The organism is Micromonospora sp. DT229 (assembly GCF_049844505.1).
Classification (GTDB): Bacteria; Actinomycetota; Actinomycetes; order Mycobacteriales; family Micromonosporaceae; genus Micromonospora.
Window position 1 is genome coordinate 83,582 of the sequence record NZ_JBNCLD010000010.1, and the last position, 12,942, is coordinate 96,523.

Consider the following 12,942-nt stretch of genomic DNA (forward strand, 5'->3'; position numbering starts at 1 on the left):
TGGCCTCGCCTGGCCTCGCCTGGCCGAGCGTCGGTCAACCTGGGTCGACCGGCGGGCGACTCGGTCAACCCCCGGCCAGCTCGGTCAACCGCCAGGCGGCGTTGATCAGACCGATGTGCGACAGCGCCTGGGGGGTGTTGCCCAGGTGTGCCCCGCTGTCCAGGTCGATCTGCTCGCTGAGCAGTCCCAGGTCGTTGGCGTGCCCGGTGGCCTGCTCGAACAGCCGCGCGGCCCGTTCGGGTTCACCGGCCATCGCCAGGCACTCCACCAACCAGTACGAGCAGAGCAGGAAGCCGCTGGGCTCGTCCCGCCAGCGGCGGACCAGCCCACCGGCGGTGCCCAGCTCCCGTTCCACGGCCGCGATGGTGGCCCGCATCCTCGGGTCGTCGGCCGGCAGGAAACCCATCACCGGCAGGTACAGCACGGCGGCGTCCAACTCCGGTGAGCCGAAGGCGCCGGTGTAGATCCCCCGGCCTTCGTGGAAGCCCTCGCGCAGCACCGTGGACCGGATCTCGTCCCGCACGGCCGCCCACCGCCGCACGTCGGCGCGTTCCCCGAGTCGGGGGGCCAGCCGCACCGCCTTGTCCAAGGCCACCCAGCACATCACCTTGGACGACAGGTAGTGCCGTTCCCGGTCACGTGGCTCCCAGATGCCCCGGTCCGGCAGCCGCCAGGTGGCCGCGACCTGCTCGGTCAGCCCGAGGACCAACTCGCGTAGCTCGGCGTCGAACTCCTCACCGAGGTAGCTGCGCAACAGCCAGACCGCAGAGACGATCTCACCGGGCACGTCCGCCTGGTGCTGCCGCCAGGCATCGTTGCCGATCCGCACCGGGGTGCTGCCGGCGTACCCGGCGAGGTGAGGACACACGTGCTCGGCGATGTCGCGCTCGCCCTCCAGCCCGAACAGCACCGGGATCGGCTCGGCGCCGATGCGGCCGATCGAGCGGGTGGCCCAGGCGAACAGTCGGGAGGACTCCGTCGGGCAGGCCGCCACCCACAGGGCCCGCAGGGTCATCGCGAAGTCCCGCAACCAGGCGTAGCGGTAGTCGTAGTTGCGGTCACCGCCGATCACCTCCGGCAGGGAGGTGGTAGCCGCCGCGGTGACCGCGCCGCTGCGGGCGTACGTCAGGCCGGTGAGCACGGTCGCGCTGCGCCGGACCAGCTCCGGATAGCGGCCCGTGTACCGGTGGCTCTCCCGGAAGGCCTGCCAGGCCTGCACGGTGTCGGCAACGGCCGCGACCGGGTCCAGTTCGGCCGGGGAACCACCGTAGGCGGCGGCATAGGCCAGGTCGAAGCCGACCACCTGACCCTCGGCGATCTCGAAGTCCTGTCGTACCCGGTCGTCCTCGGCGCGCAGGCGCAGCTCGGTGCAGCGCAGCACAAGATCGACCGGGCCGGCCGCCACCTGTACGGACCCGTCGGCCCGTTCCCGCAGGTACGGCATGGTCAGGCCGTACTCCGGTCGGGGTCGGAAGTCGACAGTCATCGGTACCCGGCCGGACAGCCCCTGCACCACCCGCACCAGCACGGCCGGCGAGTTCATGCCGAGTTCGTGGGCCCTGGCCCCCGGTTCCCCGGCCAGTGCGTCCGTGACGGCGACACTGCCCTCCGGGGTGTGGTGCACCGTACGCAGCACCAGGGTGTCCGGCAGGTACGACCGCTGCACCCGGTGCCCGGCGGACCCGACGGCGGCCGGTGCGATGCGCCAGTGGCCGCCGTCGGGGTCGAGCAGACGGGCGAAGACGGACGGGGAGTCGAACCGCTGCGGGCACCACCAGTCGACCGCGCCGTCCGTGCCCACCAGAGCGCTCGTACGCAGGTCGGACAGGAAGCCGTAGTCGGAGATGGGCCGCTGCATCCGACGCGCGTACCCGGTCTTCCGGGGACCTCACATCTCAGCCGGGCCGGTCAGTGGCCCCGGCCGCAGGCGGATCAGGAGGTCGGTGGTTCGTCGGCCCCGGCGGCCTCGGCCTCGTCGGCCTCCTCCTTGGTCCGGTGTACCGCCTGATCGGCGTGCTCCGGCGGGCCGTAGACCGTGTAGAGCACCAGCGGGTTGGGGCCGGTGTTGACGAAGTTGTGCTTGGTGCCGGCCGGTACGACCACCAGGTCGCCCTGCGCGACCTCCCGCTTCTCACCGGCCACCCGGGCCTCGCCGGTACCGCTGACGAAGGTGAGGATCTGATCGGTGTCCTCATGGACCTCCTCGCCGATCTCACCCCCCGCCGGGATCGTCATGATCACCAGTTGGGTGTGTTCTCCGGTCCACAGCACGCGGCGGAAATCCGGACTCTTCTCGGCGACGGTCGCGATAGTGAAGTGCTCCATGCCCGGCACATACCCCCTGGCGGGGCTCGCCACGCCGGGACTGGCAGATGGTGCGATTGGGCACGGATCCCGGGTTTGTCACGCCCTCGAACGGGGATCGCTATCTCGGCCGGCAAGCTCCGGCGAGCCAGGTCCCCGCTGACGTACCGCCGTACGGCTGCGGTGGTGGGAGACGGCCGAGCGCGGCGACGTTGCGATCCTCGGATCGAACGGCGCCGCGCGCTCATTCCTCCCACCGGGTGTCAGTCGTTGTCGGCTTCCAGGACCGGGACCCCGTTCACGCAGCGAACCGACAGCTCGTGTTCGCCGCTCGGGCCGACGAAGCTCACCTCGGCGTCGTCGTCGGGCCCTCGGTCGTAGTCGTCGACCCGATAGCCCTGCCGGGGGGTCCAGGACACCAGGTACACCCCGCCCGGTACGCATTCGGCCACCGCGCTGCCGCCGGGCCCGGTGAAGCTGCGCCGACTACCGGCCTCGGCGCTCGGGTCGGCCGGGGAGCCGGGCGTACCGGTCGACGCCGTCGGGTCCGGGGTCGGTGCAGCGGAGGTGGGGACGCCGGGGGCCACCGGCGGCGGCTCGGCCAGAGCCCGGGCCACCTCCTCCTGGCTGCGGACCCCGCCGGGGGTGCCGGTGAGGCTCTCCCCCACCAGTTGGATCGCGGCGACCCCGATCAGCATGGCGACGGCCGCGGTGGCCAACCACCCGGCGACGGCGAGGAGAGTACGACGGCCCATGACCCGACTATCCCCGATCGCCGGTTGGGCCGAGGTTCAGCCAACCCTAAGAACGGGTTAACGTCACCGGTTTCGCGGCCTCGGCGGAGATACCCTGCCTGCTGTGGCCCGCCTGCTGTTGATCGAGGACGACCTGACCATCCGTACCCCGCTGGTGCGGGCGCTGCGTGAGCGGGGCCACGCGGTGGCCGCCGCCTCCACCGCGATGACCGGCCTGCGCGACGCCCTGGACGACCGGCCGGACCTGGTCGTCCTCGACCTCGGCCTGCCGGATCTGGACGGCCGGGAGCTGCTGCGGATGTTGCGAGCGGTCAGCGCGGTGCCGGTCATCGTGGCGACCGCCCGCGACGACGAGCGGGAGATCGTCCGGGTGCTGGACGCCGGGGCCGACGACTACGTGGTCAAACCCTTCACCGCGGCCCAACTCGACGCCCGGGTGCGGGCGGTGCTGCGCCGGGGGCCCGGCGGACCGGCCGAGGAGGACCCCACCCTGGTCGTCGGGGGCCTGCGGATCGACCCCCGCGCCCGGCAGGTCAGCCTGGACGGGACGCCGGTCGAGTTGACCCCCCGCGAGTTCGACCTGCTGCGGCACCTGGCCAGCCGGGCCGGTGAGGTGGTGACCAAGCGGGAACTGCTGACCGAGGTGTGGCAGATCCCCTACGGCGGGGCGGACAAGACCGTCGACGTGCACCTGTCCTGGCTGCGCCGCAAGCTCGGTGAGAACGCCCAGCAGCCGCGCTACCTGCACACCGTACGGGGGGTCGGGGTGCGCCTGGTCGCCCCGGAGGTGCTCGGGTGAGGGCCCGCCTGGCGCTGCTGGTGGCGGCGGTCAGCGTACTGATCGTGATCGCCTTCCTGGTGCCGTTGGCCCTGCTGCTGCGTACCGCCGCGGAGGAACGGGCCACCGTACGCGCCACCGGGGACGCGCAGAGCCTCGCCACCGTGGTCGGCACCGCCGACCCGGACACCATCCGGCTGACCGTCGACCAGCTCGTCGCCGAGTCCGGTCGACCGGTCAGCGTGTTCCTGCCCGACGGCACGGTGCTCGGCTCGCCCGCCGAACCCACCCCGGCGGTGCAGTTGGCCGCCCGGGGGCAGAGCCTCACCGCCGAGACCGCCGACGGCCGGGAGGTGGTGATCGCGGTGCTGGGCCGAGCGGACGGCACGGCGGTCATCCGCACGGTGGTGCCCTCCGCCGAGATGACCGCCGGAGTGGGTCGGGCCTGGCTGGTGCTGGCCCTGCTCGGGGTGGTGCTGGTGCTGATCGGCCTGGCGGTGGCCGACCGGTTGGCCCGGACCCTGGTGCGGCCGATCGGCGAACTCTCCGCGGTGTCCCACCGGCTGGCCAACGCCGAACTGGACGCCCGGGTGCAACCGGCCGGGCCGGCGGAACTGCGCGAGGTGGGCGGCGCGCTCAACCATCTGGCCGGCCGGATCCAGGAACTGCTGGTGCAGGAGCGGGAGCAGGTGGCGGACCTGTCCCACCGGCTGCGGACCCCGCTGACCGCCCTGCGGCTGGAGGCGGAGTCGCTGCGGGACCCCCAGGACGCCGCCCGGGTCACCGAGGCGGTGGACGGGCTGGAACGGGCCGTGACCGGGCTGATCCGGCAGGCCCGCTGGCGTACCCCGGCCGACGGGGCGGTGGCCACCGACGCCGTGGCGACAGTGACCGACCGGGTGGCCTTCTGGTCGGTGCTCGCCGAGGACACCGGCCGGGCGATCGGGCTGGACCTGGCCCCCGGTCCCCTACCGGTCGGGGTGCCCGCCGACGAGCTGGCCGCGGCGGTCGACGCGCTGCTGGGCAACGTCTTCGCGCACACCCCGGACGGCACCGCCTTCGCGGTACGGCTGGCCCCCGCCGACCACCAGGTCGCGCTGACCGTGGCCGACGAGGGACCGGGCATCGCGACCGACTCGGTACGCCGGGGCGCCAGCCAGGCCGGCTCCACCGGCCTGGGACTGGACATCGCCCGCCGGGCCGCCCAGGCCAGCGGCGGCCACCTCGAACTGGGTGAACGCCCCGGCGGCGGCGCCGAGGTCACCCTCTACCTGGGCCCCCCGAAGACCTGACGCCCGCCAGCCGCTTTGATCGACTCCGTTTCGCCGTAACGGCGGGGTCCCACCGCCTCGGACACCGCCATTTCGGCGAAACGGTGCGCAGACCGGGGTCCTTAACCCGGCCTTAGTGTTCGCACAGCGCGCGGCTATCACGCCGGCACCGATCCTCTAAGGCATGAACCGAGGAAGGGTGAAGACGATGAAGCGCAACCCCCTGTTGTTGGCGGCGGTCGGCGGTACGGCGGCGGTGCTCGCCGCGACCGGAGTGTTCCTGGGTATCACCGCCGCCGACGGCAACCAGGCCGGGCCCACGAAGCTGACCGCCGCGACCAGCGCCCCGACGACCGCAGGGGTACCGGACGACGACGCCACCCCGGCCGCGCCGAGCGACCCGGCCGCCACCGTCCCGGCCGCCCCGAGTGACCCGGCCGCGCCCCAGACCAGCCCGGTGGTGCCGACCGAGGGGGCGACCCCGGGCAGCGGGCAGGACGCGGTGAGCGCCGAGCGGGCCGGTGAGATCGCCCTGGCCAAGGTGGGCGGCGGTCAGATCACCGAGGTCGACCGGGACCAGGAGAACAACCGACCGGTCTGGGAGGTCGAGCTCGTCAACGGCGACATCGAGCACGAGATCGAGATCGACCGGGAGACCGGTGAGGTGCTCAAGGCCGAGCAGGAGCCGGTCGACGATGACGATGACGATGACGACGATGATGACGACGACCAGGACGACGACTGATCGCAGCGTTGACGGGGCCGCCCCGGCATGGCATCCGCCGTGCCGGGGCGGCCCTTTTTCGGCGGCATCAGCCAGAAGCCCGCCTTCGAGTGGGCCACCCAGCGGTGCAGCAGCGGGGCATCGCAGCCCGACCCTGCCTGGTTGCGCACGGTCTTCCGGCTGAGCACGACCCTGCCCCCGCCCGGATCGGGCCGGGGGTTCGGGGGGAGGACCCGACCGGAGTGCGGCCTCCGGGGGGCGCGGTCAGCGACCGTGATGCAGCCAGGTGAGCAGGTCGGGCGGGGCCAGCGCGGCGGCCCGCGCCTGGTAGCGGGCCCGGTCGGTCGCGCCGAGCAGGGCGCTGCCCTGGCCGGAGCGGCCGGTACGGAAAAATGCCTGCCGGTCCTTCAACACTCCGGCCGGATCCGGGGCGAGCCGGTCGGCTCGGGCGCGCATCCGGTCGAAGGTGGCGGCCACCACCAGTTCCGGGCCCGGCGGGTCGAGATCCAGCAGTTCGGCGAGGCGACGCATCTGTCCGGCCAGGTCGGCGCGCAGGTCGTCGTAATGGACCAGGTGGACGTTGGGCTGGTCGCGTCGCGCCCAGGCGTCGCGCAGATGCCACAGCACGCCGGGCAGCGAGTCCAGTTCCTCGCGCGGGTCGGGGTCCGCGTCGATCCAGCGTACGAGCGCCTCCTCGATGGAGGGGCGAGGCTGGTCCGGTTCCGGTGGTCGGGGCTGGCCGGTGAGTTCGGCCAGCCGGGCCCGATCGAGGTTTCCGCCCTGGTGGAACAGGGAGACCGCCATGTCCAGCGGATGACGGGCCACCACGACGTAGTGCACCTGCGGATCGATCGGCACACCGTCCAGTGGGGTGTGGGTCTTGATGAATCGGCGGTGCCGCTGGGCGGCCAGCCGCGCGTACACCTGGTCTGCTGGTTCTGCCAGCCAGTCCAGCCAGGGTGAGAGCACAGTCAGAGGTGCCGGCAGGTCCGGGGTACGCAGGACCAGCAACGCGCAGATCATCTGCATCCAGGTCGTGCCGCTCTTGGAGCGGGTACTGATCACGATGTCACCGGGACGCAGCGGGAATCCACGCCAACGGATGCTGTCCTCATCGACGGATCGGTAGCGGGTCGGCGAATCGGGCACCCGGTGACGATAATCCCGGCAGCCGCCGACGGTCCCGGGATTTCCTTACCGTTTGCCCTGTGAGCTGGGTAATCAGCTGGCTACATTGAATTATGATGCCCGCCCGCGCAGGACGGGTGACGCAACCAGTCTATCGCCCCCTGCTCACCGCCACCCGCGGGGAACTCGAAGCGCTCGGTCACCTCGACGGCGTCCACACCCCTGTTGTCGTCCCGATCCTGCAACTGTCCACAGCAGATCTATCGATGCCCGGTCCGCTGCACCGACTCCCTGCCGGGTTGGTGCCGGCCATCGACGTGAGCGCCCTGCCCGACGGGGTGGAGACCGAACTGGCCCGCTGGGGCGTACCGCTGATGCCGGTGATCTGTCTGAGCGACGGTGAACGGCGGCTGGCGGCGCACGGGATCACCGCCCGGGCGTACGCCGGGCGGGCGGTGGTACGACTGCGCATCGGCCAGGACCGGGCGGGGCCGCACGCCACCACCGCGACCGTGGAACGGATCTGGCGGTACGCCCGGCTGGCTCCCGAGCAGTGCGATCTGCTGGTCGACTGCGGGGAGGTGGTCTGCCGGGCGGACCTACGGGCCGTCGAGCCCCGGGCCCGCCGGGCGCTGGAGTGGGCCCGCCGGCATCCCTGGTGCTCGGTCAGCGTGGCGGCCGGGGGTATGCCACCGGCCCTGTCCCGGCTACCCACCGACGAGCCGGTGCGGGTGTGCCGCTGGGACTGGCTGCTCTGGCAAGCGTTGGCCGACCTCGACGTCGGCTTCGGCGACTACGGTGTGATGTCGGCGGTGCCCGGCGACCGGCTGCCCGGCGACCGGCTGCCGACCCTGCGCTACACCGACGAGGACGCCTGGTGGATCTACCGCTGGTCCCGGCGGGGCGGGCGGGGTGACGAGCGGGTGGCCGACCTGTGCCGGGCCCTGGTGTCGGCTCCGCACTGGCCGCCGGCCGGGGCGGACTTCTCCTGGGGCGACCACGAGATCCTCCGGCGGGCCCGAGGGGTGGCCGGGGCCGGCTCGACGGCGAACTGGCTGGCCTGGAGCACGTCCCATCACCTGGCCCAGGTGTTGGCGGCGCTGCGCCGACCGACCCGGGGCGGGGACCGGCGACCCGGCCCGCCGCCGCCGCGCAGTCGGGCACCGCGCGGCGGCCAGACCCGCCGCGTCGGATGATCTGGGGACTACTGCTTCTCGGTGAACCCGAACTGCACGATTCCCTCGTCGTCGACGGAGGCGTCGACCGAGGCGTCCCCGAGCAGGTCGGCGGCGTCGGAGTCGAGGAAGATCCGGGCACCCTGGGTGTCGACCACCTGGTCGCCCTCGACGGGCGCGGCGACCAGCTCGACGGTGAGCGATCCGGCCTGGGTGTCGGCCGCGATGCGCACCCCACCGCCCTCGGTCACGTCCTGCTGGGCGGCGAGGTCACGGATCACCAGAACAGCGTTGTCGGTCATCGTGAGCATGGTGGAACTCCTCGTGGCTTTCACTCGGCTCCGGCACGGACGCGGGATGTGTCGCTCACGGGCGGACAACCCGCCATCCGCCGCCGGAGATGTGGCGGCGGCCGGTGCTGGCCAGGGCCGACGCGGGCGCCGGAGGACGGCCAGACACCGTCGCATCGGGGCAGCTCAGGGCCCCTCCACTGCCCACGGTGCCCCCCGTCGAGCCATCCGTCAAATCGGCTGATTCCAATGGGGTTGCGGGTGTGGACACCGTGATCGCGGGTATCAGAGGGGGTTGCGTCAGGCCCGTTCCAGCAGCACCACCGGGATGTCCCGCTCCGTCTTGGCCTGGTAGTCGTCGTACGCCGGCCAGATGTCGGTCATGGTCGGCCAGAGCCGGGCCTTCTCCTCGGCCGTGGCGGTCCGGGCCCGAGCGGTAAACCGTTCCGGGCCGACCTGCACCTGGACGGTCGGGTCGGCGTCAAGGTTGAGATACCACGCCGGATGCCGGGGATCTCCCCCCTGGGAAGCGACGATCACGTACGCCTCCCCGTCCCGCCCGTAGATCAACGCGGTACGGCGCAGTTCCCCACTGCGCCTGCCGCGGGTGGTCAGCAGCAGCGTGAAGACACCCGGACGCCACTCGTGTCCCTGCCTGCCGTCGGTGGCGACATACCGGTCGATATGCTCGGCCACCCAGCCCGTCGGGCTGTCCAACACCTGCTCACTGGCGCTCATCGGTCCTCCTGGATGATGGTCATCACCGGACATACGCTACTGACCGATCGGCGGCCGGACCCAGGTTCACCGCAGCGCCACCGCCTGGAGGCCGACGTTGCCACAGTGCGGGGTGAAGGTCTCCTCCACCGTCCAGGAGAGCAGCAGCCGGGTCCCCTCAGGTGCCTGGAACCGGATGGTGACCTGCGCGGACCTGCTGGTGTGCCGCTCCTCCAGGCGTACGGTGCGACTCGGGCCGCCGTCGGACGACCGCAGGTCCAGCCGTCCCCGCGCCATCCACACGCCGAGATAGACGGTGGCGGTACGCGGCTGACCATCGGCGGCGACGGCCAACTGGAAGCCGTTGCCCGTACCGCAGACGTAGACCCCCTCGGCGGTGGCCTCGACGGACTTCACCGGCGCGCCGTCACGCCACCGGAACAGCTCCTGATTGCCGTCCCAGCCGCTGCGGTCACCCCGGCCGCCCAGGTCCCGCAGCTCACCGGTGCCGTCCCGCTTGCGTACCGTGCCCCCGGCGCCGCCCAGCCCCCAGTGCATCCAGTCGCGCCGGCCCGTCTCGGTCAGGTGCACCGTGTCGGGGATGTCCGCCTGGCTGACCGTCAGGGTCGTCGGCACGGCCACCGGTGCCGGCGACGGCGGGCCGGCGCTCGGGCTCGGGCTGGGTGGCCGTTCACGGGGCCGGAGACCGGGTACCGCCAGGGCCGTGGGCACCGGGCCGGGCAGGCTGGGTCGACCGACCACCGCCGGCAGACCGCCGGGCTGCGGCGGCTCCTGCCGGGCGGGCTCGGACCACCAGCCGACGAAGGCGACCAGGGCCAGCAGACCGGCGAAGGCGGCCAGGGCCTCCATCGCGTACCGGCGTCGCCGACCGGCCCGCGCCGACCGCCTGGCGGCCCGGCTGGTGGCCGGCGATCCGGAGGGCTGCTCGGGGCGCAGGTACGAGCGGTGCCGGGCACTGCCTCGGCGGCGCGTCCCTCGGGTCGAGGGGGATCTCGCGCCGGTCGGTGCGGCGGGTTCCTCGGCCACCGACTCTCCACTTCTGCCGGACCGGACTCGCACCGGTCTGCTCGACCCGGACACGGGCCGACTCACCTTGACATTACGGACACCCTTGACGCCAGTCGATGGATGGGGCGGCCGGAAAGGTCAGGCGCGGACGTCGAAGCCGAGGGCCTGGGCCAGGGCCATGGCCTGCCCGACATCGACCAGGGTGTCGGCGCGCTGCACCGCCGTGGGGTCCAGGCCGGTCAGGTCGCTGCCCCGGAGGTCGGCCCGGGACAGTCGGGCGTTGCGCCAGTTCACCTCGGACAGATCGCTGCCGGTGATCGTCGCTGCGGTCAGGTCGGCACCGGCCAGATCGGTCTCGCGCATCCGGACCCCGGTGAACCGGGTGCCGCGCAGGTCGGCCCCGGCCAGATTGACGAACGACCAGTCGCCGCCGGTGACCGTCAGGGGGCGCAGGTCGCACCGGTCGAAGGTGCTGCCGACGAACTTGCAGCCGGTGAACTCGGCCTCGAACAGGTTGCACCGGACGAAGGTGCAGCGGGTGAAGGCCGAGTCGACATGCCGGGAGATGTTGAACCGCACGTCACCGAAGGTGCAGCCGGAGAAGGTGGCCCCCCGACTGGTCGCCTCGGTCAGGTCGACCCGGTGGAAGGCGCAGCCGAGGTAGTGCCGGTCGGCCAGGTCCTCGGCGTACCAGTCCTCGTCGTGAAAGGTGACATCCTCGATCGGTTCCGGCATACCGGGAGGTTAACCAACCCGACCGACAACCATCTTCCGCACGCACCAACCGGGTCGGTAGGTTCGACCGGTGAGCATCGCACGAAGCACCGACCCGGCCCAGGTCGGCTTCGATCCGGCCCGGCTGGCCCGGATCGACGAGCATTTCGGCAGGTACGTCGAGGACGGCCGGTTGGCCGGCTGGCAGGTGGTGGTCACCCGCCGCGGCGAGGTCGCGCACTGCTCGACCTACGGGCTGCGCGACCGCGAGTCCGGTGCCCCGGTGCAGGCGGACACCCTGTGGCGGATCTACTCGATGAGCAAACCGATCACCTCGGTGGCCGCGATGATCCTCTGGGAGGAGGGTCGGTTCGAGCTGACCGACGAGATCGGCCGGTGGCTGCCGGAGTTCGCCGACATGCGGGTCTACTCCAAGGGGTCGGCCCTCAAGCCGTACACCGTGCCGGCGGTCGAACCGATCCGGGTCTGGCACCTGCTCACCCACACCGCCGGTCTGACCTACGGCTTCATGCAGACCTCGGTGGTCGACGGCCTCTACCGGGCCGCCGGCTACGACCTGTACCCGCCCTCGGACGTCGACCTGGCCGGGGCCTGCCGGGCCTTCGGCGAGCTGCCGCTGCTGTTCCAGCCCGGCACCGCCTGGGGTTACTCAGTCGCCACGGACGTGCTGGGCCGGCTGATCGAGGTGGTCTCCGGGCAGAGCCTGGACTCCTTCCTCACCGAGCGCATCCTGCGCCCGCTGGGCATGGAGGACACCCGCTGGTACGTCGACGGGGCCGACGCCGCCCGCCTGGCCGCGCTGTACGCGGCGGACCCGGCGACCGGCCGGGCGGTGCGCCACGACGCCCTCGGTGCGATGGCGTACGAGAAGCCCACCCTGCTCTCCGGCGGCGGTGGCCTGATCTCGTCCGCCGCCGACTACCACCGCTTCACCCAGATGCTGCTGCGCGGTGGCGAACTGGACGGGGTGCGTCTGCTCGCCCCCCGCACGGTGCGCTTCATGACCAGCAACCACCTGCCCGGCGGCCGGGACCTGGGCGCCCTGTCCACCGGGGGATTCGCCGAGACGAACCTGGAGGGGGTCGGCTTCGGTCTCGGCTTCGCGGTGGTGCAGGATCCCATCCCCAGCCGGGTGCCGAGCAGTGTCGGGGAGTACTACTGGGGCGGGGTGGCCAGCACGGCCTTCTGGGTAGACCCGGTGGAGCAGGTCACGGCCATGTTCTTCACCCAGCTGATGCCGTCGAGCACCTGGCCGATCCGCCCCCAGCTGCGGCAACTGGTCTACGCCGCGCTGGTCGGCTGAGCAGCTACCCGGGCCGCCGGGATCGGGCGTTCCGCCGACGGCGACCCGGCTCGCTCCATAGCCTGGGGGCGTGAGCGAGATCGTCGTGTTCGGTGCGGGCGGCACCGCAGGTTCGCGGATCGTCACCGAGGCCTTCGACCGGGGTCACCGGGTGGTCGCCGCGGTACGCCGCCCGGAGGCCACCACCTACCTGCCGGCCGGGGTACGCGTGGTCACCGGCGACGCCACCAGCGAACGCAGCGTACGGGAGTTGGCACCGATGGCGGATGCCCTGGTGGTGGCCATCGGCGGCGGCGACCGTACCCTCTGGCCCGACGCGGCCCGGGCCCTGCTCGACGGGTTGCGGGGGATGCCGGCCGCGCCCCGGGTCATCCATATCGGTGGCGGGGCCACCCTGCTGTCCCCCTCGGGGGGTCGCCTGCTGGACGAGCCCGACTTTCCCGAGCAGTATCGTGACGCAGCTCTCGGTCAGGCGGAGGCGCTGGAGCTCTACCGCTCCGATGCCGACGGGGTGAGCTGGACTTATGTCTCGCCGCCGCCGCTGGAGTTCCATCCAGGTGAACGTACCGGGCGATATCGCACCGGAACCGACAGCCCGGTTACCGACGCTGAAGGCCGATGCGCACTGAGCTATGAGGATCTGGCTGTCGCGATCATTGATGAAATCGAGAATCCGCAATTCCGGGATTCCCGTTTCACTGTCGCTTACTGACCCCCTGATCTTGAGTAACAG

14 protein-coding genes are annotated in these 12,942 nt (G+C 72.2%); 6 read left to right on the forward strand and 8 right to left on the reverse strand.

Annotated elements, in window-relative coordinates:
* Nucleotides 1–64: 64 nt before the first annotated feature.
* The 3 genes from ACLQ2T_RS17735 to ACLQ2T_RS17745 form a co-directional block, all read right to left on the reverse strand.
* Nucleotides 65–1,858: a glycoside hydrolase family 15 protein gene (locus ACLQ2T_RS17735; protein ID WP_425767458.1), complete on the reverse strand. Its 1,794-nt coding sequence runs from the start codon at nt 1,856–1,858 to the stop codon at nt 65–67.
* Nucleotides 1,859–1,932: 74 nt separating this feature from the next.
* Nucleotides 1,933–2,325 carry a cupin domain-containing protein gene (locus ACLQ2T_RS17740; RefSeq protein ID WP_425767459.1) on the reverse strand — a complete coding sequence of 131 codons (393 nt, stop codon included), beginning with the start codon at nt 2,323–2,325 and terminating at the stop codon, nt 1,933–1,935.
* Nucleotides 2,326–2,567: 242 nt separating this feature from the next.
* On the reverse strand, nt 2,568–3,059 hold the full coding sequence (locus ACLQ2T_RS17745) for a septum formation initiator (RefSeq protein WP_425767460.1): 492 nt from the start codon (nt 3,057–3,059) through the stop codon (nt 2,568–2,570).
* Between the two features lie 103 nt (nt 3,060–3,162).
* Here ACLQ2T_RS17745 and ACLQ2T_RS17750 point away from each other — a divergent pair, with 103 nt between their 5' ends.
* From ACLQ2T_RS17750 to ACLQ2T_RS17760, 3 genes are all read left to right on the forward strand, one after another.
* Entirely contained in the window at nt 3,163–3,858 is a 696-nt protein-coding gene (locus ACLQ2T_RS17750) for a response regulator transcription factor (RefSeq protein WP_327022496.1), read from the forward strand.
* The gene (locus ACLQ2T_RS17755; RefSeq protein WP_425767461.1) at nt 3,855–5,129 is read left to right on the forward strand and encodes a sensor histidine kinase; all 1,275 of its coding nucleotides are present in this window, start codon (nt 3,855–3,857) and stop codon (nt 5,127–5,129) included. The genes ACLQ2T_RS17750 and ACLQ2T_RS17755 overlap by 4 nt, the downstream gene beginning before the upstream one ends.
* A 187-nt stretch (nt 5,130–5,316) precedes the next feature.
* The gene (locus ACLQ2T_RS17760; RefSeq protein WP_425767462.1) at nt 5,317–5,853 is read left to right on the forward strand and encodes a PepSY domain-containing protein; all 537 of its coding nucleotides are present in this window, start codon (nt 5,317–5,319) and stop codon (nt 5,851–5,853) included.
* 243 nt (nt 5,854–6,096) lie between these two features.
* On the opposite strand, the gene ACLQ2T_RS17765 is transcribed toward ACLQ2T_RS17760, so the two are convergent.
* A complete protein-coding gene (locus tag ACLQ2T_RS17765) occupies nt 6,097–6,981 on the reverse strand; it encodes a sulfotransferase domain-containing protein (RefSeq protein ID WP_425767463.1) in 885 nt (294 codons plus the stop codon).
* Nucleotides 6,982–7,097: 116 nt separating this feature from the next.
* Here ACLQ2T_RS17765 and ACLQ2T_RS17770 point away from each other — a divergent pair, with 116 nt between their 5' ends.
* Nucleotides 7,098–8,156: a beta family protein gene (locus ACLQ2T_RS17770; protein ID WP_425767464.1), complete on the forward strand. Its 1,059-nt coding sequence runs from the start codon at nt 7,098–7,100 to the stop codon at nt 8,154–8,156.
* 8 nt (nt 8,157–8,164) lie between these two features.
* Here the strand turns inward: ACLQ2T_RS17770 and ACLQ2T_RS17775 are convergent, their stop codons facing one another.
* The 4 genes from ACLQ2T_RS17775 to ACLQ2T_RS17790 all read right to left on the reverse strand — a co-directional run bounded on the left by ACLQ2T_RS17775 (nt 8,165) and on the right by ACLQ2T_RS17790 (nt 10,906).
* A complete protein-coding gene (locus tag ACLQ2T_RS17775) occupies nt 8,165–8,446 on the reverse strand; it encodes an adhesin (protein WP_425767465.1) in 282 nt (93 codons plus the stop codon).
* A 279-nt stretch (nt 8,447–8,725) separates the two neighbouring features.
* Nucleotides 8,726–9,163 (reverse strand): nitroreductase family deazaflavin-dependent oxidoreductase, encoded by a 438-nt coding sequence (locus ACLQ2T_RS17780; protein WP_425767466.1) that lies wholly within the window; start codon nt 9,161–9,163, stop codon nt 8,726–8,728.
* A 66-nt stretch (nt 9,164–9,229) separates the two neighbouring features.
* Entirely contained in the window at nt 9,230–10,189 is a 960-nt protein-coding gene (locus ACLQ2T_RS17785; protein ID WP_425767467.1) for a hypothetical protein, read from the reverse strand.
* 120 nt (nt 10,190–10,309) lie between these two features.
* Entirely contained in the window at nt 10,310–10,906 is a 597-nt protein-coding gene (locus ACLQ2T_RS17790; protein ID WP_425767468.1) for a pentapeptide repeat-containing protein, read from the reverse strand.
* A 70-nt stretch (nt 10,907–10,976) separates the two neighbouring features.
* On the opposite strand from ACLQ2T_RS17790, the gene ACLQ2T_RS17795 reads away from it, so the two are divergent.
* Entirely contained in the window at nt 10,977–12,209 is a 1,233-nt protein-coding gene (locus ACLQ2T_RS17795; protein ID WP_425767469.1) for a serine hydrolase domain-containing protein, read from the forward strand.
* A 70-nt stretch (nt 12,210–12,279) separates the two neighbouring features.
* Nucleotides 12,280–12,921, forward strand: coding sequence for an NAD(P)-dependent oxidoreductase (locus ACLQ2T_RS17800; protein WP_425767470.1), 642 nt, complete (start codon nt 12,280–12,282; stop codon nt 12,919–12,921).
* Nucleotides 12,922–12,942: the final 21 nt, after the last annotated feature.